A 26,919-nucleotide genomic window follows, 5' to 3' on the forward strand; every position below is an offset into this window, starting at 1 on the left:
AAAAGCCACGGTCCTTCAGGTTACCAAGGGAGAGCAGAGCATATGAACATTCGAGGAATAAAAACAAGAACAGCCAATCGAAGAATCCTTTCCGGCCTCGTCATTCCGGCAGCATGGGTCATCGGGGTGTTTTGCCCCGAGCCTGAAAAATGCGAAGAATACGATGACGGTGGACGGCTACTTCCTGGTCAACGGAAAACTGAGTTACGATTTCGTGGTGGGAGATAGAGGACTGAACGTCGAAGTATTCCTGGCCGGAGAAAATCTAACCAACACGGACTACGAGTATCTGCCCGGCTACCCCATGCCCGGCGCCACCGGCTTGGTCGGGGTCGGGTTCAAGTTCTGATAGGGAAGAAAACAGACATGGCATCCCAATCCGCATTCTTCGACAGCCGGGCCCGCGAGTGGGAAAAGAACTGCTATCCGGCGCCGGTCCGCAAGCGTCTTCAGGAGCTCATCCGCGATTTCGGGGTGCTTCCGGGCATGCACGTTCTGGACATCGGCACCGGCCCCGGCGTCTTGATACCGTACTTGCGGCGGTTGGTGGGAAAAGAGGGCAGGATCTGCGCCTTTGACCTGTCCTTCGAGATGATCCGACAGGCAACCCGAAAACCTCTCTCCGCGCAGGACCTGGTCCTGCAGGCGGACGTCCACCATATGCCTTTCCGAAATGAACTTTTTGACCAGGTGATCTGCTTTGCGGCCTTCCCGCATTTCAGCGATCCGGCACGAGCCCTTCGGGAAATGAGCCGGGTGGTGCGCCCCGGCGGCAGCGTGATTATTGCCCATCTGCTGAGCCGTCGGGAGTTGTCGGAGCACCACGCAACGCATTCGGCCGTGGCGCGGGACGTTTTACCGGACGACGCGCGGATGGAAAGCCTTTTTGGGGAAGCCGGACTTTCGCTTTCAGACATCGTGGACATACCCGGGCGCTACCTGGCGAAGGGGAACAAGCAACCATGATTGCACGGCATTTCCCTGGCGAAGACCCTCGATTTCAATGGATTTCCAAATCGTAATCAAGTATAAGTAATTCTTAGAGATCTGATGAAACCCGGCGGCGCCTTGGAGTGCACGGCCCTGCCCATCCAAAAGACCCGACAAGAGTCGGGCTGCAGATGTAAAAAGATCGTACCGTGAACCGCGATGTCTTTGATTGAAGACCATAAATCCATCCGCCTCGCCATCCTCATTGTGGACGACGAGGCCAACATCCGAAAGACGCTCTCTTACTGCCTGGCGGCGGACGGACATACGGTCATCGCGGTGAGCAATCCCGCCGACGCCGTCGAGGAGGCCAGGAGGAGATCGTTCGACCTGGCCTTCGTAGACCTGAAACTGGGCGAAGAAAACGGCATGGATCTGATCCCCCTTCTCTTGTCGGACTCACCCTGGACGAAGATCGTAGTCATCACGGCGCATGCCTCCATCGAAAGCGCGGTGGAAGCCATGCGGCGAGGCGCCACCGATTACATCACCAAACCCTTCACCCCCGATCAGGTCAGGTTTCTGACCCGACGGATCGGCCGGGTTCGCGAGCTGGAAACCGAGGTGGCCGCGCTTAAAGAAGACATGCACCGGCTGGGTCCGGAAGAGCGGCTTCAGAGCCTCAATGCCGCCATGCAGCGTGTCATCGAAACAGCGAGAAAGGCCGCTCCTTCGGAGGCGATTGTGTTGCTCCAAGGGGAAAGCGGTACGGGGAAGTCGGTGTTCGCCAGGGCTATCCATCATTGGAGCCACAGGTCGGCAAAGCCCTTGGCCGTAGTGGCTTGTCCCGCGGTGCCGCCCGACCTTCTCGAGAGCGAACTATTCGGACACGCCAAAGGCGCATTTACCGGAGCAGTGAGGGATCATCCCGGACGCATCGCGGCCTGCGAGGGCGGCACGCTCTTCCTGGACGAAATCGGAGACATGGCTCCCTCCGTGCAGGCCAAATTGCTGCGGTTCATCCAGGACAAGGAATACGAACGTCTAGGGGAGGCCAAACCCCGCAAGGCGGACGTGCGTATCCTCGCGGCCACCAACGCCGACCTCCAAAGGCGTGTAGCCGAGGGCCGTTTTCGGGAAGACCTGTTCTACCGGCTCAATGTGATCAGCCTGATCGTTCCCCCCCTCCGGCAGCGACCGGAAGACATTATGCCGCTCGCTGTGGACTTCCTCGCTTATTTCCGCCGGGCCAACCACAAAACGATCCTGGGCTTCACGGAAGCCGCCGAGGGAGCCCTGACGAGCTATGCATGGCCCGGAAATGTTCGAGAGCTTCGCAACACCATCGAACGCGCCGTGATCCTGGGCTTCGGGGAACGCATCGGGAAATCCGATCTTCCCGGCAGTATCACTCCTGCTGTCGGCATCCCCGCCATTGGCGACAGGGCGCCCTTGTCCGCCATTGAAGAGCTGCACATCAGAAGGGTCATGGCCAACACCTCCTCGCTCCAGGAAGCAGCGGACGTTCTGGGTATCGACCAGGCGACGCTTTGGCGCAGGAGAAAAGCCTACGGAATCTAGTTCCATCTATAGCTCTCATCCTCCTTGCATAATGCAAGGCCTCATGCTCCCCGATCTTTCACGCTTCAAGGCCCCTTTCCTTATTCATTTCCGTAACTCCATGATATTGCTTACGTTGCCGAATGGCACACCTGTTGCTTCTGTTCTTATCGATGGTTGTTGTAACCAAATGAAGGACTGCATCCCATGGCGCTGAAAAAGAAGATATTGATCGGATACGGCTTCGCCTTTGCCCTCATGGCCCTGGTGGTCGCGTGGGCTGTTACGAATCTGGTGTCCCTGGGCAAGGCGAGCGACGCGATCCTCCGCGAAAACTACCGGAGCATCCTGGCCGCCGAGAACATGGTGGATGCCCTGGAGCGGCAGGATAGCGGCATTCTGCTCCTGTTCCTGGGCGATGCCGAGAAGGGAATCGCTCAGTTCCGGGAAAGCGAAGCCGTGTTTCTCGAGTGGTTAGCCCGCGCCAAGGACAACGTCACGATTCACGGCGAGGCGGAACTCGTTCAATCCATCGAGGCCGATTACACGAAGTACCGGCAGCGCTTTTCCACGCTGACGGAGCTGCGGGAGGCGGAAAAACCTCCGATCGAAGCTTCCTTAGCCACGTATCAGGAATCGGTTCATTCCATTTTCGCCCAGGTGAGGAAGGCTTGTGTCGAACTGCGACAGCTCAATGAGGGGACCATGTATGCGGCCAGTGTGCGGGCGGGCCGCGTCGCCGAACGCGCCATCTGGTCCACCGTGTTGGTGGCGGCTTCGGCATTAATGGCGGCGCTGATGTTCAGTCTGTTCATCACGGAGCGGATCGTCCGACCGATCCGCCGCTTCATGGAGGCGTCCAGAAAGATTTCCGCGGGCGACTATACGGTTCAGGTGCCTGTAGAGGCCGGAGACGAGCTGGGTCGTCTGGCCCACGAATTCAACCAAATGGCCGATCAGCTCGGCCGGTACCATGAGATGAACATCGAGCAGATCATCTCCGAAAAGAACAAGGGTGAGGCGATTCTTTCCAGCATCGAGGACGGCCTGGTGGTCTTCGACAACAACCTCGATGTGACCGGTATCAACCCCGCCGCGCGCCGCATGCTGGACCTCGAGTTTGCGGAAAAGACCCATTTGGGGTGTGCGAATCTTTTTCCGGACCCCCGAGTTTGCGATCTGATCCGCAAGACCGTTGAGACGGGGGTCCAACCCGATCTTCCCGATGAGCAACGGATCGTTACTCTCATGGAGGGAGAGCGATCCCGCCACTATCTGTTTTCCATCACGTCCGTTCGAGGAAGGGATCGCAGCTTGTCCGGCATCGTACTGCTGCTAAGGGACGTTACTCGTTTGAAGGAGGTGGAACGGCTCAAGAGTGAGTTCGTTATGGCGGCATCCCACGAGCTTCGCACGCCGTTGACCAGCCTGGGAATGAGCGTTGATTTGCTCCTGGAACACGTCGCCCCGAGCCTTGCCGAGAAGGACCGCGATCTCTTGCAGGCGGCCCACGAGGAAGTTCACCGGATGAAGGCCCTGGTCAATGATTTGCTTGACTTGTCCAAGATCGAGGCGGGTAGAATCGAAATGGAGTTTGAGAACGTTCCGGTCCCGACTTTGTTCGATCACGTTAAAGCCGTTTTTAAAAGCCAGATGGACATGAAGGAGGTCGCGCTCACCTCGGAGATTGTCGGTGATCTGCCAAAGGTTCGAGCGGACGCCAACAAGATCACCTGGGTTCTGACCAATCTGATTTCCAACGCCCTTCGGTATGTGCGCGAAGGCGGGCACATAGAGCTCATGGCGCACAGGATCGGACCCCAGGTCCATTTGTCCGTGCATGACGATGGACCGGGAATTCCCCCGGAATATCATTCAAAGATTTTCCAGAAATTTGTTCAGGTGAAGGGGCAGGAGGCCGGTGGAACGGGCCTGGGGCTCGCCATCTGCAAGGAGATCGTGCGCGCGCACGGCGGCGCGATCTGGGTGGAATCATCTCCCGGTCAAGGCAGCACTTTTACCTTCACACTGCCCGCAGTCCGATAGGAGGAACCCATGGAAAACAAACCGATTCTGGTCGTGGACGACGAGAAGAACATCCGTCTGACCATGTCGCAATCACTTGAACCCCTCGAAATTCCCGTCCAGACGGCCGTAAACGGCGAAGAGGCGCTGCAAAAGCTTCAAAGGGAATCATTCGGGCTGGTGTTTCTGGACCTGAAGATGCCGGGAATGGACGGAATGGAGGTCCTGCGCCGAATCAAAGACGACTGGCCGAAAACCCGGGTGATCATCATCACGGCCCACGGAACCATCGAGTCCGCCGTGGAGGCCATGAAGCTCGGGGCCGTGGACTTCATTCAGAAGCCCTTCAGCCCCGGTGAAATCCGTGAACTTGCGACAACAGTGCTGGAGCGTGAGGCCCTAGACGAAGAGAACGCGATCGATTACCGGTCGCTGATCGAACTGGCCAAGCGTCACATATCGGACCGAAGCTTCGCCCTAGCCAGAGAAACGGCCCGTAAGGCCATCGCCGCGGACCCGGCCCAGGCGGAGGCCTATAACCTTCTCGGGGCCTTGCTCGAGATCAAGGGGGACCGGTTGGAGGCCCAGAAGTTCTATCGCGCGGCGCTGGACATCGATCCGACTTTCAAAGCGGCCTGGGCGAACCTGGATCGGACTACTTCCTGGGACAAGTTCGGCAAGATCGATCTCGGTCCGGATTCGAGCGATACCCAGAGCCGGGACGATACCGGCAAAGAGGGGCAACATGAAGAATAGCCGCTACATCGTCATCGTCGGGTGCGGGCGTCTCGGCGCTCATCTGGCCAATCAGCTCAGCCGCGAAGGCCATGCGGTCGTGGCGATCGATACGAATGAGGATGCATTCAATGACCTATCGCCCGATTTCAGCGGCTTTCGCGTACATGGAGACGCCATCCGGATGACGGTGCTGAAAGAGGCCAAACTCGACAGGGCGGACGTTCTTATCGCCACGACCCATGAGGATAACGTCAACCTGATGGTAGCCCAGGTGGCCCGAAGGATCTTCCACGTTCCCCAGGTGCTGGCCAGGGTGTTCGATCCCAAAAGGGAGGAAGTTTACTCTCAATTGGGCATTGATACCATCTGCCCGATGTCCGTGGCTTCGGACATGTTCGTTCGAGCCGTTGCCGATAGAGCCGCCGGACAGGGAGGAGCACGGTCATGAAGGCGATCATCGTGGGCGGCGGCAAGACGCTCTATTTTCTTTGCCGGAACTTCACCGCCAAAGGATACGAAGTCACCATCATCAACCGCAATAAGGAGGAATGCGTGCAATTGGCCCGCCAACTTTCCGCGACCGTGGTTTTCGGCGACGGCAGCGACGCCGGGGTTCTCAAGGAAGCCGGCGCAATGGGGGCGGACGCGGTGCTCGCCATCACCCCGAACGATCAGGACAACCTGGTCATTTGCCAATTGGCGGCCCTCAAATTCGGCGTGCCGAGAACGGTCGCACTGGCCAACGATCCTGACAACGCCGAGGTGTTCGACAAGCTGGGCGTCTTCTCGTTTTCGACCACCGATATCGTCAGCAGTCTCATCGAACAACGAGCCTCCCTGGAACAGATCACCAATCTCCTACCGGTCGGCGAGGGTCGGGTGAACGTAACGGAAATCATTCTCGATGCCGAATCACCGGTCACGGGAAAAGCATTGAAAGATATTCTTCTGCCCGAAAACGTCCTGGTCGCGGTCGTGATCCGCGACAACCAGCCCATCGTGCCTCGCGGAGCAAATCGGTTGCTGACGGGCGACCGGCTGGTGCTCATTACCCTGCCGGAGAACCATGGCCGAGCTCTGAAAGTATTCACGGGCGAACGGAAATAGAGGAACCGAACCTTGCGGGAAAAGGAATATCTCAAAGAGCGTTATGCCGCCATCCTCTCCTCCGTCGGCCTGACTCTCCTGCTTTCCGGCGCGGTGATGCTCACGCCGCTTTTGGTGCTCCTGGCTTTCCCTGATGAAGCCGAGCATGCCCCGGCGTTCGGCATTCCCGCGGGTTCCCTGGGCCTGGCAGGGTTGGTGTTGTGGCGGCTGTTTCGTTCCAACTCCATTGTTACCCTTTCGATCCGGGAGGGCGGCATCATCGTTCTCGTGAGTTGGGTCGTGGTCATCCTCTTTTCGGCATGGCCTTTCGTGTCCGTTTCGGGGCTCCCCTTTTCCAGGGCCGTTTTCGAGTCGACGAGCGGCTGGACCACCACCGGCCTCTCCGTTGTGGACGTGGCCAACACCGGTCCGATGATTCTATTCTGGCGCAGCGTCATGCAACTGGCCGGAGGAGCGGGGCTGGCCATCATCATGATGTCGGCCATCGTCGGCCCCACGGGAGTCGGCATATCGAGCGCCGAAGGGCGCAGCGATCAACTCGTTCCGCAGGTTCGGCAGTCGTCCCGTCTGGTACTGATCATCTATACCTGTTATGCGTGCGCGGGAACGGTAGCTTACTCGTTGGCGGGCATGTCCTTCTTCGATGCCGTCAACCATGCCTTCGCCGCCGTGTCCACGGGGGGATTTTCCACGCGTGTCGAGAGCATCGGTTATTGGGATTCCACGGCCATCGAGGCGGTTACACTGCCGCTCATGCTGCTCGGTAACCTGAGCTTCGTTACCGCCTGGTTCCTGTGGCGCGGCAAGCTCCGTCTTGTTGCGCGTAATGGGGAGGTCCGCCTTCTGGTTGTACTTATCCCCTTGTCCGCAGCCGCCCTCTTCTTTCTGACCTGCCGGGCGCTCTATCCGAACCTCGGGAAATCATTGCGCGTCGCGGTTTTCGAGACCATAACGGCAATAACCACCACAGGGTTTTCCACCGTCGGTTACAGCAATTGGAATTCCTTTGGGGTGCTCTTGTTGATCGTGTTGATGCTGATCGGCGGCGGAACGTGTTCCACGGCCGGCGGAATCAAACAGTTTCGCGTTTACTTGTTGTGGAAGCTGCTCTTCTGGGAAATCAGGCGTTCCCTCATGCCGCGGTCCGCCATTCTGGAACGTCCCATCTGGGAGGGCGATCGCCGTACATTTTTGGATGACGCCCGGGTGCGGCAGGTCGGGGTTTTTGTCTTCCTGTACCTGGTGACCTACCTGTTGGGGGTCCTGCTCTTGTGCGCCTGCGGCTACAGCCTTGGCGACTCGCTATTTGAATTCGCCTCCGCCATCGGAACCGTCGGGCTCTCGGTGGGAGTGACTTCCGGCCAAATGCCGGACATCGCCCTGTGGGCGGAGACGCTCGCCATGTTCCTCGGACGGCTGGAATTCATCGTGGTCATCGTCAGCCTGATCAAGATCGGCAGGGACGGCCGACGGACGATGGCGTGAGGAATGAATGGAAGCGGTTGTGACAAAGGAAAAAACAAGATCCAGGAATAGGCGTCCGGCCCGAAACCTTCGTTACTTGCTGTGCGACCCCACCGGGGAAGCCGGTGAGCCTTCATCTTCGGATGTGGACCGGGTCTTCAGCCCGATTCGATGCCTCGACAAAGCCGTGGACGAAAATCCCCGGATGATCTTGGTTCGTTTCGGGCGGATGCCGATCCGGGAGCGAGAAACCATGGTAGAGCTGTGCTTCGCGCTGAAGCGAAACACCCACACCAGAGATTGTCCGGTGCTCGTGCTCCTCTCCTCCATGCACCGCGGGCTGATGGAAGATCTGAATCGGTCGGGAGTGGATTTCGTCAAGTGTATCGGGGGGGCCGCGTTGAATTCAAGTCAGTTGCGGGAAATCGTCGGCGGACTCGGACCGGATGATTGCCCGGAACGACAATTGTCGGCTCTATGTGATTTTCTTCATTACACTCCGATCGATGGCCAACGCGAAATAACCGTGTGCGGGGCCTACCTGGAAAGGCTCGTGCTGGGAGGAAGATGGCTGCACGAGGTCTGCGAGACCGAAAACCATCTTCAATGCGAGTACTACATGAATCCAAGGGTCAAGTGAAGGTCCTTTGCAGCCAAACGTCAGAGTCCGTGGCCGGAGAGTCCATCACCGCGAACAGAACCTGATGGTCCGACCAACGGGCGGAGCATGAACATGAAACGATTTGCAGTCATAGGTCTTGGCAATTTCGGGTTTCACAGCGCCAAGACATTGTTCGAAGACGGTAACGAGGTTATCGCCATAGACACGGACAAGGCCCGGGTCCAGGCGGTGGACCCTCATTGCACGCAGGCTGTAGTGCTGGATGCGACGGATAAGGAAGCCCTTAAATCTCTCGGACTGGAAAATACGGACGCGGTCATTGTTTCCACTGGGACCAAGATCAGCAACAGCATCCTGATATGCCTTTACCTGCAGGAAATGGGAGTGAAAAAGATCCTGGCCAAAGCGCTGGATGAGGATCACGGGAAGATCCTCAAACGAGTCGGAGCCACCGAGATTATTCATCCGGAAAGGGACATGGCTGTGCGTGTCGCACGAGGGCTATCCCGTCCCAACGTGATCGATTTCCTCCCTCTCGCGGAAGAGTTCGACCTTATCCAAGTCGGCCCGCCAAGCCAGTTCGTGGGTAAGAGCCTCAAGGATCTGAATCTGCGGGCCAAATACAACGTGCATATCATCGGCATCAAGGAAACCGCGCCGGAGAACTTCCTCTTGGTCCCCCCTGCGAGCTTTGTGATAAAGGATACCGACATCCTGATCATGCTGGGCAAGTCGGACGATATTCGGAGAATCAGGGCGTTGAAGTAACCATACCGACGCCCGGCGCGGAAACGCCTCCCGCCGACGTCCTTGCCCTACCCCAAACATCCTGTTCTAGTACCTGTTCGCAGGGTCATAAGAAGCGGTTGTTTGTGGGGGGTTGCCATAAACAGAGAGGCGTTTCCGGTCCGCCTCACTCGTCGCTACAGTAGGGATCGATCATGATGGATGGGTGGCCCGGACAACTTGTTGTTCTTAAGATACAAGGACACGAGGTGGCTGTACGTCTTAAATCGTAGGGTTGCGTGATTTTATACTCTGGGTGGGGCCTCTTGTTGCTGCGCAACGCGGACAACAAGTTGTCCGCGCCACCCCGCCCAAGATACCGCCGTATGACACAATTATAGGGAGATTCCAAAAGGTCTCATCCGATACCCCGTGAACGGATACCTGTTTCCCGCCCCAAGCCCCTTCTCCGGCCGTCGAGAATTCACCTTCCTCCCGGTCGACCCGTTCGGCCCCCCTGCCGGATTGCGGTGATTCCTGGAATCCCAAAGGCATGCGCACCGGCCACCTGACCGAAGAGACTTGTGGATAGGGTCATTATAGGGGTTGGTCCAACGTACAATCTCCAGCCGTTTGGCCCGGGAAATCCGCCCATCTTAAAATCAATGTTCAATTAGTAATCAAGTAATAGAGATACTCGCCGATGAAGGTTAGAGGGTCGTTACGCAAATGCGGCGATCTGATTCGACGTCCGGAAAGGAACCGGATACCATTTTCATCCAGAAGGAGAGAGTACATGAGAAAATCGATGTTCCTGGCCCTAATTACCATGCTGTTTTCAGGACTGCTCGTGGCGACAGCCTCGGCTCAAACCATGGCGTGCTGGCAGCTGCAGCACGAACTCCTGGGCATACAGCCTATCCTGGTCAAGGTTTCCGTGCTGGATATGGGTAACGGGAATTACGCTATGGTGGGTTCCACCTACACGACCACAGTGACGGAGACGCCCCAGATCAACAGAAGGGTGGTTACCGGGGGAGCGGTGATGATGGAGCCGGACAAAATTGAGGTGTCATTGAGCAGCTCGGACATCAGCGATCGACCCGCCACCACCGATGTGGAGGGTCTGGCCCTGGCCGACTACCATCTGCTGCTGGACGCCACGTTGAACGGCAGTTATCAGGGGAAAAATGTGCACTTTCCGGTTTCCTCCGATACTGAATCCAGTACAATCACCGATTCGATAGCAGGCAACGCCGTGCTGGTGGACTGCAACTAGTCCGCAACGGTCGTGATCCTTCATGGGGAGGAAGCTTATTAAAGTTCCCCCCATGCCCGTCCTTTTTTCAACGAGCTCAGTCCGGCGCCGGTTTGGAGGAGACGCCCCCGATTCGGAAGTTCCGGCAAGTGTTCCCCAAGTATCTGCGAGCGGACTCGACCAAACAGCCCGTTCCACCGTTTCGATATCGTTTCGGAACCATGCCCGTGTGTGGAATAGTTCCGGGAGCCGATTCTCGAGGGAAGGACTCCCAACAAAACACGAAACTCCCTCTTGACCATTCGGCGCCGGCTGCGGTACTACCGCCAAGAGTGGTCTTTCTCCGGCGGATTTCCATTGGATGCATCGTCAACGCGTCCGGATAACGGGCCGACCCGCCTCATCGACGCCTATCGAATACACAGGCCACGGATACGGAGCGGACACATGCCGTTTGACCAACGAATACGCCATTTGCAGGAATCCTTGATCGAACTCGGTGTCGAAGGAGCCGTTCTGTTTCATTCGAGAGATGTGTATTATTACACGGGGACCGCGCAACCGGCCTTCTTGATCGTTCGGCCGGACGATTATTTCCTGTTCGTGATCAACGGCATCGAGTTTGCCCATAGGGACAGCCCTTTGCCGCCCGAAAAGATCATTTCCGAGCGGAGTTTGGAGAAGATGTCGGGCCGCATGTTCCCGGGGCAAGGATCGGGAGCAACCGTGGCCACGGAGCTGGATCTGCTTACCGTCGGACGGTTTCGTGAATTGCAAAAGGTGTTGGGCCGGCGGGAGATCGTGGATGTGTCGGAAGAGATCCTGCGACAGCGAATGACCAAGGACGAAGTCGAGATCGATGCGATCCGGCGAGCCTGCGCAGCCGTCCATGCGGGACACGAGGCGGCGATGGATTGCTTGCGTCCCGGCGTAACGGAACTCGAGCTTTCCGCCGCGGTCGAATACGCCCAACGATTGGCCGGACACGACGGAATGTTGTTCATGAGGCAACCGGACGCGCTCATCGGCCGGGGTCCTTTTGCCTCGGGAGACAACCTCCAGCACATGAGCGGAGGGGCCTTTTGCCTCACGGGTACGGGACTCGATCCGGCGGTGCCCGTCGGGGCCTCTCGACGCGAAATCCAGCGGAACGACCTGGTCGTTATCGACGTGCCGGCCTGCGTGAACGGCTACCACTCGGACCAGTCGCGCACCTATTGTCCGGGGCATCCGCCCGGCGACGCGGTAACCCTGTACAAGGCGGTACTGCAAGTCATGGATCACCTGATCGAGCAGCTTCGGCCCGGCATGCGCATAGGGGATGCGTTCTCGATTGGGCTCGACAAGGCCCGGGAGCTGGGCATACAGGACTCGTACCTGCGTTTTCCATCCGGGGCCACGGCCCATTTTATCGGACACGGGGTCGGGCTCGATGTTAACGAGCCCCCGGTGCTGAAAAAAGGCAGTGAAGTCGTCTTGCAGGCGGGCATGACGCTGGCGTTGGAAATCACGGCCACGACAACGAACGGACATCCCGTGAAGATCGAGGATGTGGTTCTCGTGTCACCGGACCGGTGTCGGATATTGACCACCACTCCCCGGGATCAAATCCAGGTTCCCGCCTTTACTACTTCTCCAACAGATTCCCGAACATGCCCCACAAAAAAGCCGGCTTGAATTCCGACGACTGGAACGTGCCGATGTAAGGCACGGCATTGGGAAACACGGCCGTGACGGTATACTCGCCGAGTTGGCTGGTGACGAGATCCGCAAACACCACGTCGCCGTTCAGGTCCGTCCAACCCACGCGCTGATCCAGAGGAGCCCCGGAACGGGAGACGGTCACCCTCGCCAACCACACGGGGAACCCGTTGAGCCACTGCACGTGTACTTTGAAATCGTGGGGCTTGTTTTGCCAGGGCCACTGGGCCGGATGTTTGGCGTCAAGATATCCGGGAGACGCGTTTCGGATCTCCATGGACGGGTCGCCGAACCAGTGATACATCTCGAAATGGGCTTGCACCCAACCCGAGGTATCACCGGCAAACTTCGTGGCCATATAGGCCTTGCCGGAATTCAGCACGTCCCCCATTCGAAAAATCCACAGGGGCCATCCTTCGGTGGGAATGAAGGTGGGCCAGATCGCGTCGGTCCATCCCCACACGAGACGAGCGTTATACATGGTGTCGGTCACGCGCGTGGCCGCGATAATGCCCACCGGACCGCCGAAGGAGCAGTAGCTTTCCAGGAACTCCGCGAAGGATTCCTCGTGCAACCCGGTGTAATCCGTTTCATACATAAACGAGTAATCCGTCTCGTTGTCGAACCACCCGGTTTTGCAGTTGACGCTCCAGACCACCGGCGATTCGCCGAAGCGGATCTGGAGGCTGCCAATATGATACGAATGGAAATAGGGTTGCACCCAATACTGGCGGCCGCCGTGGTCCCGGTGAGTGATGAGGAAAGAGCCGTTTTCAAACGCGCCCTTGATGTCCAGGTAGTCCCCGTCCCAGGCGAACCCGGGTCTCTTGAGATAGGCGGGAATGGGGTCCCCCGGATTACCGGCCGGTCCGCCTCCGAAGTTGCCCGTTCCCCACAATTGCCCGTCGTTCCAGTAGGCCGGGTTCACGATGGGCCGGGCGTAATAGATCCTGGTGACGGTTTTATTGATGCCGTACGCGGCCTCCGATAGAAACAGGGCCAGGTCTTCGGACGTCTGCGTATACCTGGCGTCCTCTATGCCGTCCGGGTTGATCGGGGTGCCTTCGACCCCGTCCTGGAAATAGGCGCATATGGCGACGTCGTCGTAAAACGTGGTCAGCACGGGCGGGTCCTTCTCATACTCGATAATGCGATCCACGTGATTCAGGGCATGCGTCGCGCTGCCCACGGATAGTCTGCCTATGGCGAGGTCCGGCGTGTAATCATTCCCGTCTATGGCGGCATAGTACAGGTCCGTTCCAATGTGGCCCTGCTTAGCGTCGCCCGTGACTCCGGGATAGCTGTCCCAGGGATGCTCGGTCCAGTAGTCACAAGGAACGAATTCCGCATCTCCGATGAGCAACACATAGGAGGGAGCTATGTCCAGCGTATCGTAACACCATTTGATGAGGTTCCGGATATCCGCGGCCGTGGGCGAAGGCGTTGGGACGGTAAGCACCTTGAACCCGATCTGTTCTTTCCAGGCCGCGAGTTTGTACGCAGCCTCCGAAAAATTACTGTGGGCGATGATGATGTAGTCCCAACCGATCCCCCCGGCCGCTCTGAACAACAGCTCGGGCTCCACGGATGGTTTTCGGATCCCTTTCTTTTCGCTTTCCCCGAGGGCGAGCACCGCATCCGCATTGGGCGCCATTCCGCGCATGAGCTTGTCAAAGGATTCCGTTCTGAGACGTTGTTCGATAGGCGACGGGGTTCCATCGAACCGCACGGTGACGACAAGGTCCCGGTAGACGGAGAGCGTTTTTCGCACCGGATTGTACTGGAACGGGTTGAGCCGGAGAATGGCGCACTCCTGGCCCCGCATGACGCTCGTGGCCTCCAACCGGGCGTAGGTCCCCGGATAATCCGCGTCAGAGGCATATAGCGCTTCGTTCCTGGAAAACGGGGGGAGGGGAGCGTCTTCCACATCCGGGGAAGGTGGCTGGATCGGCGGCAAGTCGACCTGGTCGAACACGAGCGGTTGCCCCGGCTCGGTCTCCACCGTGGCCCGGGTTCCGTTGGGAATCAGAATCCATGTCCCGTATACGGGAACGTCGGGTCCGCCCACCTCGTGCATTCCGGAGCCGGGAGCCGTGACCACGGTGTACGTGTTTCCATCTTTCATCGCGGTATCGCGCACCAGCATGCCCGGCAGTTCGACCTTCAACTGCAGGCGTTCGACCGTAGATTCCGTTGCAGTAAAGCGGCTTCCACGATCCATAGCTCGGGCGGCGTTTGCGGGCGTTCCGTCCAAGCTGTTCCAACCGGGATGCAAGACGCTTGTTTCGGTCGAACAATGGCCTGAATTCGGAGGGAATCCTGGAATTCCGAACAGTAGCAAAAGCGTTACGACCGGAACGATGGTGGAAAGGGTTCTTGACACGGCGGGACCTCCCTTGCTTGAAACCGGATGGGCGGCACGGACCTCGTTCGGGTCCCCGGAGTCTCGGCGGGAATGATTCACCGAGAGAAGGCATTCTGCGGCGGCGGCCAAAAGGAGCTGAAACATACCCTATGTCCAACGGACGACACGCGGGCGCTCGATCGCACCCTACACGCCCATCAGAAAGCGGGACACACGCTCATTGATATCCATCGTATCTTCCACAAGCCGTTTCCCGGCTTCCGGACGAATCGAACCTAAAGAAATCGTATGAGCTTCATTTAAATCATGTTACTCTGCATTTAACGTCCATAGCAAGGGATTTCGATGTCCCGTACCTATATGGAGGCAATGACCGTGATCCCGCAGGAGGAAATAGTATGAGTGACCGGAGACCATGATATGAAGGAAGCCCTCATGTGCGCGTGCAGAAGCAAGGCGGTTTGGGAGGCAACGCCGGGAGCATTGGCATGGCTTGCGGTCGAGGTGGGGAAATCCGGCCCGAAGAAGGATTATTGAATAGTACCTTAACGACAGGAGCCTTGAAAAATGGAGACCCGCGACGGTTTCATCGATCCCCATGGCGGATACAGGAATCTCAAATCGTACCAGATGGCGGAGATCGTCTATGACGCCACAGTGGCATTCTGTAACCGCCGGCTCGACCGTCGCTCGCGCACTCACGATCAGATGGTGCAAGCCGCTCGGAGCGGCAAACAGAACATCGCCGAGGGCAGCATGGCTTCCGCACCTCCAAAAAGACCGAACTCAATCTGGTCGGCGTGGCCAGGGCGACCTTGGAGGAGCTGTTGCTCGACTATGAAGATTTCTTGCGACAGCACGAGCTTCCGCTCTGGGCAAAGGACCACCCGAAGGCGAAATCCGTTCGAAGGCTCGCCTATGTGACCGATAGGTCTTATTCGACTTATAAGGCCTTTATCGAAAAAGCTCCCGCCGAAGTCGCGGCAAATACCATGATGTGACTCATTAACCAAACCAACTTTCTCCCGGATCGGCAGCTCAGGCAAGTGGAAAGACAGTTTCCGGATCAAGGCGGTTTTGCCGAAAAGCTCTACCATGCGCGGCTCCGATCGAGAAGCAAGCCATGAAGACCGCCGCGAGCTGCGTCTTGGGGCAAACCACAGAGTCCAGGGCCGGCATTGATCCTGAAAGGGAAATGGTCAGCGTCATGTCTCTTTGATGACGGCGAACCCTTTGACAACCTTTCTCCGACCGTCGTATGATGATGTTGTGTGAGGTTACTGGTATCTCGGGGATTCGGGAGAGATTCCCCGAGGTAGCGTTTCCGACTGTATCGGTCTCGGGCACGTGGTTCACTTTGCTCACACGAGCTGTTCTTATCCCAGCAGCCGGATTTTCGACGCCAGTTCCTGCTGTCCCGGCGGTGGACCGCTCCGCCGCCGGAATTCTCCCCTTGGATCGCCGCTCCATGTTGGACTCACTGTCCCGTTTCCTGTGGCTTAAACGGCTTCGGGAACCATCGTCGAATGGTAAGGTCCATGAAACCAACCCCGATTCGTGAAGATTTCGCCACTTCTTGAGGCTCTTCGGTCGGACTCGTTACCTGCTTTGGGCTCTCCAAAGGCTGTATACCAAAACACCCGAAAGGAGCCGGCAATGAAGAAACAGATCATGAGCTATGAAACTCTGTTGAACATCACCAGTGGCATCGCCGAATCCAGAGATCCCGAGGAAGTCGCCCTGCTCACAGTGGCGAGTGTGAAAAGCGCCCTTGAAGCCAAAGGATGCGCGCTTTTTCTGTTCAACCGAAAAAGCAACGAACTCGAGGTGGCCGCGTCGAGCGGCTTGAGTGACGAGTATCTGAACAAAGGCCCGATCAGCTCGATCCGTTCCATCGCTCGATCGTTGAGCGAAGGTCCGGTGGCTGTGTACGACGTCGCCGACGATCCGAGGATTCAGTACCCCGAGGAGGCGAAGAAGGAGGGAATCGCCTCGATCCTTTCCATACCCATCATGGTTCGGAAGAATCCCATAGGCGCTTTACGCGTGTATACCGCTGCCCCCTGGGAGGTTACGCTGGAGGATGTGAACTTCGTCCAGGCTGTGGCGCAAATCACCGGCATGGCCCTGGAAATGGCCCGAATGCACAAAGGTCTGAAAGACAGCATCGAGATCCTGAAGACAAGACGCGATCCAAAGACGCTGAAGTCCGCCAAATGGACTCCCTACGAAGGCGTTCCCATGAGCGTGCCGAAGGGCGAGCGAAGCCCGGCTCCGGACGCTTCATAACCGGGAATCCTCTTATCCCGGAATCCGGATGATGCCGCCGGCCGGCAACATGATTTCGGGACAGGAGATGCTTCCTGCCCTCGGACCTGCTGAACTACTTCCTCCGGGTCGGGTCGGATGCGATCTTGATCCGACTCGGAACGTTCCGAGGTATGTTCCGTCCGCTGCGTCCCGCACCGCCGACCGAACGGCAGTCACCCGACCCAATGTCGCGCCGCAATGCCGCATTCCTACCACCCCACTGTTCAAGTTCCCTATCGGGAAGTGGGACCTCTTCCATTCAGGTCTTCCTTGTTTTTCCCTTTTCGAGTATGTACTCTTTCCAGACGGATAGGCGCATGTGAGGCGGGGATCAACTCGCCCGGAACTGAAACAGCCTATATCCGGGAAAAGCACCGCGAGATTTCGCCGGCGGTATTCACACGAAAGGCGGTGGGCTCGCTTTCCAATTGCGTGGCCTGCCACAGGTCGGCCGAAAAGGGGATGTATGACGACGACGATGTTGTCATCCCCCGGTAGCCCGGGCTCCTGAATCTACGGCCATCGCATGCCGGTAATGCACATGGTTGTTCCGGGTGTGGCGATCCAATTTCGAGTAGGGCCCGTGTTCGCGCGAACCTCCGTTTTCAGAATGCGCACTCAACCGATCGTGTTCGGCGTCATCGTCGCGGTATGGATCGCCGGGCGCGCGGTTATGGACCGAGGAACGTCGTCGTGTCGGACTGGATATGGATTGCCGTTATCTGTCTTGCGGCGTATGAGGTTATAGAACACCTGGTGTTCCCTCTCATCTTTGCCCTTGTGAACCGCAAGAAACCGTCACCTTCAGGTCCTCAAGGGATGGTGGGCAAAACATGCGTGGTCAAGGAATGGGGAGCAGACAGCGGCAAGGTTCTCTTTAACAGCGAGTTGTGGAACGCGGTGGGCGAAGAACCGCTCTCGCCGAATCGGAAAGCGGTCATACGACGGGTGGAAGGACTGACACTCGTTGTGGAACCCCTCGACGAACGGGTCTGACGCAGGTGTTCCCGGAATCGACACGTACCCGTGGCATCTTCATCAGGAATAGGCCGTTCCGATCTCCGGCCGCCGGACCGGTGCGGTTACAGGAGAGGGAGTGTATGACTTTATGAACAAAAGCGCGCTTTTCCAATTGTTCCACGGACTCGAACGCAAGGGACCCGGTACCGAAGCGGCGACCCTTGCGGCTTTGAAACGTTGCTCTCCCCTGCCTCCGGAGCCGGTGGTGGTCGATTTCGGTTGCGGCGCCGGAGCGGCCACGCTTACACTGGCAAGAGCATTGAATACGAAGGTTATCGGGGTGGATGTGTACGCCCCTTTTCTGGAAGAACTGCAAGCCCGCGCAGCCGCGGCAGGTCTCACCCACAAGGTGGAAACGCTATTGGCGGATTTTGCGAATCCGGCTAGGGCCCCCCGATCCATAGATCTCCTCTGGTCCGAGGGAGCCATCTTTGTTCTGGGGTGGCGGCAGGGTCTGCGGCTATGGGCGCCGCTGGTCCGGCCCGGCGGCTTCCTGGCGCTCACCGAGATGACGTGGCTCACCGATAGTCCCCTCGAGGAAGCCCGACAAGCGTGGTCTCAATGGTATCCGTCCATGGGCGCCCTCGAATCCAACTGCCGGGCCGCCCTCGATCTCGGGCTACACATCGTGGACCGTTTCGTCCTGCCCGCGGAGGCGTGGCAGGCCTTTTCCGGGCCTCTCAACAGGCGATGCGAGGAACTGCTGCGGAATCCGGAAACCGACGCCGGACTGATCGAGGAAATCAGGGAAACCGAGAAGGAAATGGCGCTTTACGAGCGGCACGGGACCTGCTACGGATATGTTTTTTATATTTTGCGAGCGGAATAAAGGCAGGCTTTTCTCGTGTCCGGGTTTAATCGACCTCGCAAATAGAATGACTTTTTTCGTACCATTTCCCTGAAGGTTTGGATGATTGGATGATGATCTCTCATTATCTCCATGGTATCATCGTGTTCTATGACGACATGATCGTAGGGGCGGGTTTCAAACCCGCCCTAATCATGAGAATAACGGACGAGATGACCGAATGGTAAACACCCGCCGATCCATACGTCTGCGAGGTTACGACTATTCCACCAACGGTGCGTATTTTGTAACTATCTGCGCCCATAATCGGATCTGCCTGTTCGGCGATGTAGTAAACGCGGAAATAACGTTGAATGATTATGGAAAAATCATCGGCCAGGTGTGGTGCGATTTGCCCAATCACTATCCCGAGGTTGAATTGGATGCGTCTGTGATTATGCCCAATCATATTCATGGTATTGTTGTGTTGCACCATGACGACGTCGTAGGGGCGGGTTTAAAACCCGCCCCTACGACGGCCGATGACCGGCGCCGATGGTCCGAGGTCGTGCGTGTTTTGAAGGTATAAACCCGAAAACAAATAGCGGGGCAATACACGCAGAATGTGCCGGCATCGCAAAGGGAGCCGCAGAGGCGTGGTACAATTCGCTCCCGCATACAACGAAATCTTCACTGGACCACAACATCCGACGAGGGGCAGATGACACCGAACGGACGGCGGCCATGGCGAAAATTGATGCGGATGCACCCCGCCATGTTGCTGGTGTCCAGTTTTCTGGCCGTCATCGTTTTGGGCGCCCTGCTGCTCCTGTTGCCCGCCGCCAGCACGTCCGGAAGCATATCCGTTATAAACGCCCTGTTTACGGCAACTTCAGCGGTGTGTGTGACGGGGCTCGTAGTGGTGGATACGGGGGCCTATTTCACCGCATTCGGCCAATGTGTCATTCTGTTCCTCATCCAGATCGGCGGTCTGGGTGTTATGACCATATCCGTGATGCTGTTTCGATTGGTGGGTCGGAACGTTTCGTTCAGACAACGGATGGTGCTTCAGGACGTTTTCGCTCATACGCCTAGGAGTGATATCTTTCAGATCCTGGGAACCATTTTCGCGTTCACGGCCATCGTCGAGCTTTCAGGTGTAGCCCTGCTTTTCATTCACTGGCACGGAGAGTATCCGGCCGGAAAAGCACTGTACATGGCCGTCTTCCATTCGATCTCCGCTTTTTGCAACGCCGGGTTCGCTCTCTTCGAGAACAGCATGATGAACTACAGCGGCGACGTTCTGTTAAACCTGTCCATGTGCTCGTTGATCGTACTGGGCGGTATCGGATTTCCCGTGGTCTACGACATCTACTGCAACGTCCGAGACAGGAACGCCAGGAGATTCAGATTGGCGGTGCAGACAAAAACCGTGCTCGTAATCACCGCCGTACTGATTCTGGTGGGAGCCGGTGTGTTCGGCGTACTGGAAGAGTCCCGGACCCTCTCCGGGAAATCCGCGATGGAATCGGCATTGGATGCGCTCTTCCAGTCCGTCACCTGCCGAACCGCCGGATTCAACACGGTAGACATTGCCGGTTTGAGCGACGCCACATTGGTCCTGATGATGTTCCTCATGTTTTTCGGAGCCTCGCCGGGCTCTTGCGGAGGAGGCGTCAAGACGACCACCCTGGCCCTCCTTGCCGCGTTCAGTTGGAGCCGGATCCGCGGCGCAAGGCGTGTAAATATGTTCAAGAGGAGCGTTCCGCCTGAAACCGTGACCAGGAGCATGTCGTTGATTCTGGTATCGGTCGGGCTGATCGGTTTGGTCCTATTCATGGTTCTCCTCGATGATGCCTCCGGCCGTCCCGACAATGTTACGGCCTCCAATCACTTCCTCGCCCGCCTTTTTGAGGTTGTATCCGCTTTCGGCACGGTGGGCCTCTCCATGGGCGCCACGGCCGCGCTTTCCGCATGGGACAAGAGCTGGATCATCTTATTGATGTTCGTCGGCCGAGTCGGAGTATTGACGTTCTCGTACATCATAGCCGGAGGCCGGGCTGGAAACGGACTGGAATTCGCAGAGGAAAACGTTATGATCGGATAGAGAGGGTGAATCATGAAGAAGTTCGCCGTCATTGGTCTGGGTAAGTTCGGGTTTCATGTGGCCCGGGCTCTGTACGAAGATGGGAACGAAGTCGTGGCCATCGATCTCGATCGGGCAAGGGTTCAGGCCGTGACCCCCTACTGCAGCGAAGCCATCCTACTCGACGCGAGCAACAGGGAAGAACTGAATGCCCTGGGCCTGGAAACGATGGACGGCGTCATAGTTTCCACCGGTCAAAGGATCAGCACGAGCATTCTCATCTGTCTGTATCTGAACGAAATCGGTGTTCGGAACATCCTTGCCAAAGCATTGGATGAAGATCACGAAAAAATCCTGAAAAAAGTGGGGGCTGCGGAAGTCGTTCACCCGGAGAAAGACATGGCGAATCGGGTCGCACGGGGATTGTCGCATCCGAATGTCATCGACTTCATCCCACTGGCGGAGGGATATGAACTCGTGGAAGTGGCAGCGCCTTCGAAGTTCGTGGGGAAGAGTCTGAAGGAAATCAATCTCAGGGCCAAACACAATGTGCACGTGATCGCAGTCAAAGAACTGGCGCCGGAGAACTTCGTCTTGGCGCCTCACGCGGACTTCGTAATCAAGGCCGGCGACATTCTGGTCATTCTGGGGCTTTCCCAGGACATCGGTAAAATCAAGCAGCCCTGAATTCGAACCGGCCCCCTAGCGGGACGGCAGCGAGGCGAGCCGGTTGTGCACTTCCTCCCAGATTTCAATTACCTTGCGAGCGCTTTCATCATTGGGGTCCAGTTCAGGCACCGTCTTACCTTGCACCACGGCCTGAGTGAACGTTTTGCTGAAGGGGATGCTCCCCACAAACACGGCGCCCAGTTCACGGATCTTCCTCTCGATCACTCCCGCCATGTCCGGGTTGAGATCCGATTTATTGATGAGCACCATGGCCGGCACGCGGAAATGCTTGACCAGTTGAAGGACCCGTTCCAGATCGTGCTCGCCGGATACGGTGGGCTCGGTCACCACCAGGACAGCGCTTGCGCCCCCTATGGAAGCGATGACCGGACAACCGATCCCGGGAGGGCCGTCCGTTATGATGAGGTCCAGCCCCCGAGCTTCCGCCAGGTTGCGGGCCTCTTTTCGCACCAGAGTCACCAGCTTGCCCGAATTTTCTTCCGCAATGCCCAGCCCCGCATGCACCATGGGACCAAAACGCGTTTCCGAAACGTACCACTCTCCGCACGTCTGACGGGGAAAATCCACGGCGTCTTCCGGACAAAAGTGAACGCACACGCCACACCCTTCGCACGCGATGGGGTCCACCACAAAGTCGTCGCTGATGGCGTTCCACTGGCAAAGCTCGATGCAGAGGCCGCAACCGGTGCACCTGTTCACATCGATGACGGCGAGTCCGCCGCCTTGGAACGACTCGCGTCTTCTGATTTCCGGCTGAAGCAGCAGATGCAGGTCCGCGGCGTCCACGTCCGCATCACACAGCACTTTGTTGCGCGCCAAGGCGGAGAATGCCCCTACCAGGCTGGTTTTTCCCGTGCCGCCTTTCCCGCTGATCACCACCATCTCTCTCATTGCTCCGACTCCCTTCCCCGGCTCTTCTCCGCTTGTTGGACAATGTTTTCCCAGAGGGACCGGAACCGGCTTTTCCACTCGGGCAGGGCTTCCACGATAAGGTCGCCCCGGGCATAGACTTCGGCGATAGCCCGCTGAAAGGGAATTTCCATCAATATGGGTATGTGCTCCTTTTCCGCGTATTTCCAAACCTGGTCGTTACCCACATCGCACCGGTTGATGATCAGTCCGTGGGGAAGGTTCAGTACGCGAACGGCCTCGATCGCCAGTTGGAGATCGTACAGGCCGAACGGTGTGGGTTCAGTGACCATCACCACGTAGTCGGTATCCTTCACCGCGGCTATGACCGGACACGAAGTACCCGGAGGCGCGTCGATAAGCACATGACGGTCCTTGCGCGCCTGCTCTCGCACTTTTCGTATGAGCGGCGGCGCCATCGCTTCGCCTATGCGAAGACGTCCGTGCACAAGTTCGATCCCGTTTCGAACTCCGCGTTCCAGAATTCCCAGTTCCCGTTCACCGGGTTTTACGGCGTCTGCCGGACACACCCTGAGACATCCCAAGCAGCCATGGCACAACTCGGCAAACGTCAGAGTGGTGTCTTTCAGAATTACCAATGCATTGAACCGGCAGAGCTTGGCGCATTCGCCGCAGAACGTGCACTTGTTTTCGTCGATTTTCGGAACGAACGTGGTGACCGTTTCTCTAACGGTCCATTCGGGCTTGATAAACAGGTGCGCATTCGGCTCTTCCACGTCACAGTCCAACAGTTGCACATTATCCGCCAGGGCGGCGGCGAGGTTAGTAGTCACCATGGTTTTTCCGGTGCCTCCCTTGCCGCTGGCCACGCTAACGATCATGGTTTCCTCCGAACAACCTGTTCCATCTATTGAAGCAACGCGAGAGATCGAGTTCAAGAATACGGTTTATCCGTGCGGTATCGTAATCCGCTTTGACGAATTCACCCTTGGGCCGGCCCAATGCGCCCGAAAACCGCGTTATAGGGACTCCTTGCGCACGGGTCTCGCTTCGTTCTGCCGCCTTGCCGGCAGCCGGTCCGATTTGGTGAATCTTCCGGGACGCATTATGGCAACATACATGCCATAGACGCAGGCGGTCCTCGGATACGTTGGCAACTATCTTATTTTACTATATTTTTTATGGTATGGCGAGTGGCGTGGTACAGCCGGCTTGGCAAAATATCCATTCCGCATCAGGTGAATTGCACCTGACCTAGCTGCATCGGATGCAATTTGCAACGTGTTGTTTACTCGACAAGTAACCTGCAAGCCGATGGGCTGAAATACCAAAATCGGGACGCGATCGAAACACGGTCGGGTCCTTTGCAGCCGGGACGCGTCCGAAGCCCCAAGCCTTCCGGCCGTCCTTCTTTCCCGGGTGGGACCACTATTAGTGGCGGGTGGATTGAATCGTTCGACCTGCCCCGGCAGACGTCATGAACATCTCTGCGTATCCGTCCTTACCCGACTGGCCCCTCTGTCCGACCACGGGTACGGGCATTCTGCCGGCCACTGCACGAAAAGTCTCTTCCATTTCGCTATTTTTCGATTGAACAGCCAGCACACATCGATTCCTTCCGTGGGCCTTCGCCAGGTAGAGGGCCTTGTCGGCCCTTTGGAGCAGATCGGTTTTCGATCGGTCGAGGCCCTGTTCCATGTAAGCCGCTCCGGCGCTGACCGTCACTCCGATATAGGTTCCTTCGTAGTCGATCAAGAGCGTCTGAATCCTTTTTCGAATACGTTCCGCTACTCTGAATGCATCGTCCGGACGCGTCTCAGGCAACAGGACGGCGAATTCCTCGCCCCCATATCTTGCCGCGATGTCGCATTTACGGACGGTTTCGTCCAACAAACGCCCCACGGCGTTGAGCACATGGTCTCCCGCGAGATGCCCGTAAACGTCATTCGTTTGTTTGAAATGATCGATATCCAACAGTATGACGGACAGATCCAGGTCGTACCTTTGGGTTCTGTGAAATTCCCGTTCCAAAGCATCTTGAAACGCCTGATGATTGTAAAGCCCGGTTAGGTGGTCACGGAGCGCCTTCTCCCTCAGCGTTTCCATTTGCCGGGATTGCTCGATAAATCGTTCCATGAGATCCTCGGACACGTGCACAAGCTCCTTCCGAGCCTCTTCCATGATCCGGATATAGCTCTCTTCCGATCCGATCTCGATCTCGAACAAGGGAAACATGTCCGCCGTATGTTTTTGGGTCTCCTCGGTGATTTCCGGAATACAACCTATGTCAAAGAAGCCGTACTTCTCCACATGATACTCGAGAACGCCCAGATGCACGTTCTTTCCGGAACACGTGAAGACATCGGCGAACAGGGATGACAAATGCAGAACTTTGGCGAGGTCCCGCAACTCCGACTGTATTCCTTCAGGGCCCTCGGGACAGTGATGATATCGTACGGGAATGGAAAACCGTTCGGGAAGTCCCCAGCTTCGGATCAGATACTCCCCCACGTCCATATGGTTGAATCCGAAAGCCGTTTGCTCCGCATCGTGACAATACCGCTGAGTAGCCCGCATTTCCTCCAGAACTAGGGCATACTGATCCGGACAGCCGTTCTGCAGCGCCAGCGTGCCGATGTTGTGAAGAAGGCCCAACACAAAGGCATCCTCCGCCGTCTCAGGGCGTATTTTTTTCATCATGAGTTTCGATGTAACGGCGCTGATGATGGATGTCTTCCAGAACAGGGCATAGTCGAATCCGCTGTCCGCCCCTCCGCTCTTGTGGTTCGTTTGCACGATGGAGAAGCTCAATGCCAGATTCTTGACGACGTTGGTCCCCAAAAGCGTCACGGCGTGATGGACCGACGTGACAGGTCTGACCAGGCAGTACAAAGGGGAATTTACGGCCTTGAGTATCTTGGCGCTCAGAGGAGGATCCACGGATAAAATATCCGATATCTCCTTCAGCGTCGAGTTGTCCTTCCGAACCGCCTCCATGATCCTGATAGCAATGCCGGGCAAAGTCGGCAGGTTCCTCACACTTTCCATCATTTCGTCGACGGTCAACGGGTGTTTCATCGGCAGATGCCCTCATTCTAAGGTTCAACGGATATTGGCAAATACTGTATCATGTCAATGCGCAGTAAGAAAACCCCCTCGGGCATCCATTCTGCTCGTTTTCGAGCCTTTTTCCCGCCTTCAAGCCGTCCTGTAGGCGACTTCACTTCTGAGTTCTCCACCGGTAAACGGTGGAAACTTCCATCACATATTGGCCCTCCCTCCTGTCGGAAGCGTTATTCGAAACAGAGTGCCTTTCCCCGGCTGACTTTCCACATCGATTCTTCCGTCGTGTTTTTCCACCACGTTTTTCGCCACCGCCAATCCGAGGCCCGTCCCTTTGTCCTTGGTTGTAACATAAGGCGAAAAGATCGTTTCGATGGCATTTTCAGGGATCCCGCAGCCCGTGTCTTCAATGCACGCGCTTATGAACGAACGGTTTTTGTCTATTGAGGTCGTTACTCGCAAGGTCTTTCCTACTTTACCCTCCATCGCGTCAATGGCGTTTAGCAGTATGTTGTTAAAGAGCTGCTGGAGGCCGAATTTGTCCGCAAATAGGTTCACCTCGCCTAGAGTCAGTTCTTTCTTCAGTTCAATTCCCTTGAGTATCATTAACCCATTGAACATGCTTAAACATTCTTCTAACAAACCATTAATATCTACAAGTGTCGATTTGTCGATATCCTTTCTGCCCAGCTTAAGGATTTCTTCATTTATTTTACTGATCCTATCCGTGGACTCGAGTATCCGATGGATGTTCTTCTTGATCACTTCGGAATCGTCTATATGACAACTCGCCAGTTCGGCGCTTCCTATGATACACACCAACGGATTGTTAATTTGATGTACGAGTTTTTGGACACGTTCGCACAATTCCTGATGAGTCTCCTCCTGCCCGGAGATGACCACCGTCCGCTGGATCTCATCCAGCAGTTGTTCCAGGGTGAAAGGCTTTTCGATATACCCCTGACAGCCGCTTCGTAGTGCATTAATAACGATCTGTTTATCCCCATAGGCTGTCATCAGTATAAAAGGCAATGTCTTACGGACGGAACGTACGCGGTTGAGGAGTTCGATGCCGTTCATGTCCGGCATGGCGTAATCCGTGATCACCATTCCGACACCTTCGCCGGCAACGCTTTTCAACACATCCAGGGCCTCCTGTCCGCTTTTGGCTCCAACGAAGTCATACCCCTTGCTCCGCAACCCTCTTCTCAGACTTTCCAACTGGACCGCTTCATCGTCGACTACCAACAAGACCATCGGCGTTCCCCTTTCTGTGATGTAAGAAATATCCATGCGTGACGGGCCGATGCCAATTTCAGTGGAAACAGATCAATTATCCATCCTATTGCTCGTTCCCCAATCGCATCCGTCTTCATTTCACTCACATATGGCTCCATTCAATATTTGAAACCGGACATATAGTGCGAAACAGTCGCGCTCATCCCTATCTCTTTTGAGGGGTCCGCGTGTGTATCCGCGAGTACGGTGATTCACGGCCCAGGCCGGGCGTTCCATGGAGGAAAGCAACTAGTGTGCCACGAAAACCAAACCTGCGCTTTGTCTTAAATAGCTGAAGGATTTTAATGACTTAATGAAT

The 26,919-nt window shown here is 56.7% G+C and carries 24 protein-coding genes and 1 pseudogene; 20 read left to right on the forward strand and 5 right to left on the reverse strand.

The window, feature by feature from the left end; translation table 11 throughout:
* Positions 1-163 precede the first annotated feature (163 nt).
* The 12 genes from HY788_18120 (at position 164) to HY788_18175 (ending at position 12,107) form a co-directional block, all read left to right on the forward strand.
* Positions 164-349: a TonB-dependent receptor gene (locus HY788_18120; GenBank protein MBI4776063.1), complete on the forward strand. Its 186-nt coding sequence runs from the start codon at positions 164-166 to the stop codon at positions 347-349.
* Between the two features lie 17 nt (positions 350-366).
* Complete coding sequence (locus tag HY788_18125; protein MBI4776064.1) at positions 367-966, forward strand: class I SAM-dependent methyltransferase; 600 nt, start codon at positions 367-369, stop codon at positions 964-966.
* Between the two features lie 183 nt (positions 967-1,149).
* Positions 1,150-2,511 (forward strand): sigma-54-dependent Fis family transcriptional regulator, encoded by a 1,362-nt coding sequence (locus HY788_18130; GenBank protein ID MBI4776065.1) that lies wholly within the window; start codon positions 1,150-1,152, stop codon positions 2,509-2,511.
* 186 nt (positions 2,512-2,697) lie between these two features.
* On the forward strand, positions 2,698-4,536 hold the full coding sequence (locus HY788_18135) for a HAMP domain-containing protein (protein MBI4776066.1): 1,839 nt from the start codon (positions 2,698-2,700) through the stop codon (positions 4,534-4,536).
* Between the two features lie 9 nt (positions 4,537-4,545).
* Positions 4,546-5,271: a response regulator gene (locus HY788_18140; GenBank protein ID MBI4776067.1), complete on the forward strand. Its 726-nt coding sequence runs from the start codon at positions 4,546-4,548 to the stop codon at positions 5,269-5,271.
* The gene (locus tag HY788_18145) at positions 5,261-5,701 is read left to right on the forward strand and encodes a TrkA family potassium uptake protein (protein ID MBI4776068.1); all 441 of its coding nucleotides are present in this window, start codon (positions 5,261-5,263) and stop codon (positions 5,699-5,701) included. The genes HY788_18140 and HY788_18145 overlap by 11 nt, the downstream gene beginning before the upstream one ends.
* A complete protein-coding gene (locus HY788_18150) occupies positions 5,698-6,360 on the forward strand; it encodes a TrkA family potassium uptake protein (protein MBI4776069.1) in 663 nt (220 codons plus the stop codon). Before HY788_18145 ends, HY788_18150 begins: the two co-directional genes overlap by 4 nt.
* 12 nt (positions 6,361-6,372) lie before the next feature.
* Positions 6,373-7,845, forward strand: a complete 1,473-nt coding sequence (locus HY788_18155; GenBank protein ID MBI4776070.1) for a TrkH family potassium uptake protein — start codon at positions 6,373-6,375, stop codon at positions 7,843-7,845.
* A 7-nt stretch (positions 7,846-7,852) separates the two neighbouring features.
* Positions 7,853-8,464: a hypothetical protein gene (locus HY788_18160; GenBank protein ID MBI4776071.1), complete on the forward strand. Its 612-nt coding sequence runs from the start codon at positions 7,853-7,855 to the stop codon at positions 8,462-8,464.
* Positions 8,465-8,557: 93 nt separating this feature from the next.
* Positions 8,558-9,214: a TrkA family potassium uptake protein gene (locus HY788_18165; GenBank protein MBI4776072.1), complete on the forward strand. Its 657-nt coding sequence runs from the start codon at positions 8,558-8,560 to the stop codon at positions 9,212-9,214.
* Between the two features lie 754 nt (positions 9,215-9,968).
* Positions 9,969-10,451, forward strand: coding sequence for a hypothetical protein (locus HY788_18170; protein ID MBI4776073.1), 483 nt, complete (start codon positions 9,969-9,971; stop codon positions 10,449-10,451).
* 426 nt (positions 10,452-10,877) lie between these two features.
* Positions 10,878-12,107, forward strand: a complete 1,230-nt coding sequence (locus HY788_18175; protein ID MBI4776074.1) for an aminopeptidase P family protein — start codon at positions 10,878-10,880, stop codon at positions 12,105-12,107.
* Here HY788_18175 and HY788_18180 read toward each other — a convergent pair.
* Positions 12,058-14,514, reverse strand: a complete 2,457-nt coding sequence (locus tag HY788_18180) for a hypothetical protein (protein MBI4776075.1) — start codon at positions 14,512-14,514, stop codon at positions 12,058-12,060. The two genes, HY788_18175 and HY788_18180, sit on opposite strands and share 50 nt — an antisense overlap.
* 549 nt (positions 14,515-15,063) lie before the next feature.
* Here HY788_18180 and HY788_18185 point away from each other — a divergent pair.
* The 8 genes and pseudogenes from HY788_18185 to HY788_18220 all read left to right on the forward strand — a co-directional run bounded on the left by HY788_18185 (position 15,064) and on the right by HY788_18220 (position 21,386).
* Positions 15,064-15,623, forward strand: a pseudogene (locus HY788_18185) (four helix bundle protein).
* A 529-nt stretch (positions 15,624-16,152) separates the two neighbouring features.
* The gene (locus HY788_18190; protein MBI4776076.1) at positions 16,153-16,785 is read left to right on the forward strand and encodes a GAF domain-containing protein; all 633 of its coding nucleotides are present in this window, start codon (positions 16,153-16,155) and stop codon (positions 16,783-16,785) included.
* Positions 16,786-17,004: 219 nt separating this feature from the next.
* On the forward strand, positions 17,005-17,304 hold the full coding sequence (locus HY788_18195) for a hypothetical protein (GenBank protein ID MBI4776077.1): 300 nt from the start codon (positions 17,005-17,007) through the stop codon (positions 17,302-17,304).
* Positions 17,305-17,499: 195 nt separating this feature from the next.
* Entirely contained in the window at positions 17,500-17,802 is a 303-nt protein-coding gene (locus tag HY788_18200; protein MBI4776078.1) for an NfeD family protein, read from the forward strand.
* A gap of 100 nt (positions 17,803-17,902) precedes the next feature.
* Positions 17,903-18,655, forward strand: coding sequence for a class I SAM-dependent methyltransferase (locus HY788_18205; protein ID MBI4776079.1), 753 nt, complete (start codon positions 17,903-17,905; stop codon positions 18,653-18,655).
* A 199-nt stretch (positions 18,656-18,854) separates the two neighbouring features.
* Positions 18,855-19,202: a hypothetical protein gene (locus HY788_18210; GenBank protein MBI4776080.1), complete on the forward strand. Its 348-nt coding sequence runs from the start codon at positions 18,855-18,857 to the stop codon at positions 19,200-19,202.
* Between the two features lie 132 nt (positions 19,203-19,334).
* Complete coding sequence (locus tag HY788_18215; GenBank protein ID MBI4776081.1) at positions 19,335-20,720, forward strand: ATPase; 1,386 nt, start codon at positions 19,335-19,337, stop codon at positions 20,718-20,720.
* A gap of 12 nt (positions 20,721-20,732) precedes the next feature.
* A complete protein-coding gene (locus tag HY788_18220; protein MBI4776082.1) occupies positions 20,733-21,386 on the forward strand; it encodes a TrkA family potassium uptake protein in 654 nt (217 codons plus the stop codon).
* A 15-nt stretch (positions 21,387-21,401) separates the two neighbouring features.
* On the opposite strand, the gene HY788_18225 is transcribed toward HY788_18220, so the two are convergent.
* From HY788_18225 to HY788_18240, 4 genes are all read right to left on the reverse strand, one after another.
* A complete protein-coding gene (locus HY788_18225; GenBank protein MBI4776083.1) occupies positions 21,402-22,280 on the reverse strand; it encodes a 4Fe-4S binding protein in 879 nt (292 codons plus the stop codon).
* The gene (locus tag HY788_18230) at positions 22,277-23,140 is read right to left on the reverse strand and encodes an ATP-binding protein (GenBank protein MBI4776084.1); all 864 of its coding nucleotides are present in this window, start codon (positions 23,138-23,140) and stop codon (positions 22,277-22,279) included. Before HY788_18230 ends, HY788_18225 begins: the two co-directional genes overlap by 4 nt.
* A gap of 550 nt (positions 23,141-23,690) precedes the next feature.
* Positions 23,691-25,337, reverse strand: coding sequence for a GGDEF domain-containing protein (locus HY788_18235; GenBank protein ID MBI4776085.1), 1,647 nt, complete (start codon positions 25,335-25,337; stop codon positions 23,691-23,693).
* A gap of 183 nt (positions 25,338-25,520) precedes the next feature.
* A complete protein-coding gene (locus tag HY788_18240; protein MBI4776086.1) occupies positions 25,521-26,579 on the reverse strand; it encodes a response regulator in 1,059 nt (352 codons plus the stop codon).
* Between the last annotated feature and the right edge of the window lie 340 nt (positions 26,580-26,919).

It is taken from the genome of Deltaproteobacteria bacterium (assembly GCA_016208165.1).
Lineage (GTDB): Bacteria > Desulfobacterota > Desulfarculia > JACQYL01 > JACQYL01 > JACQYL01.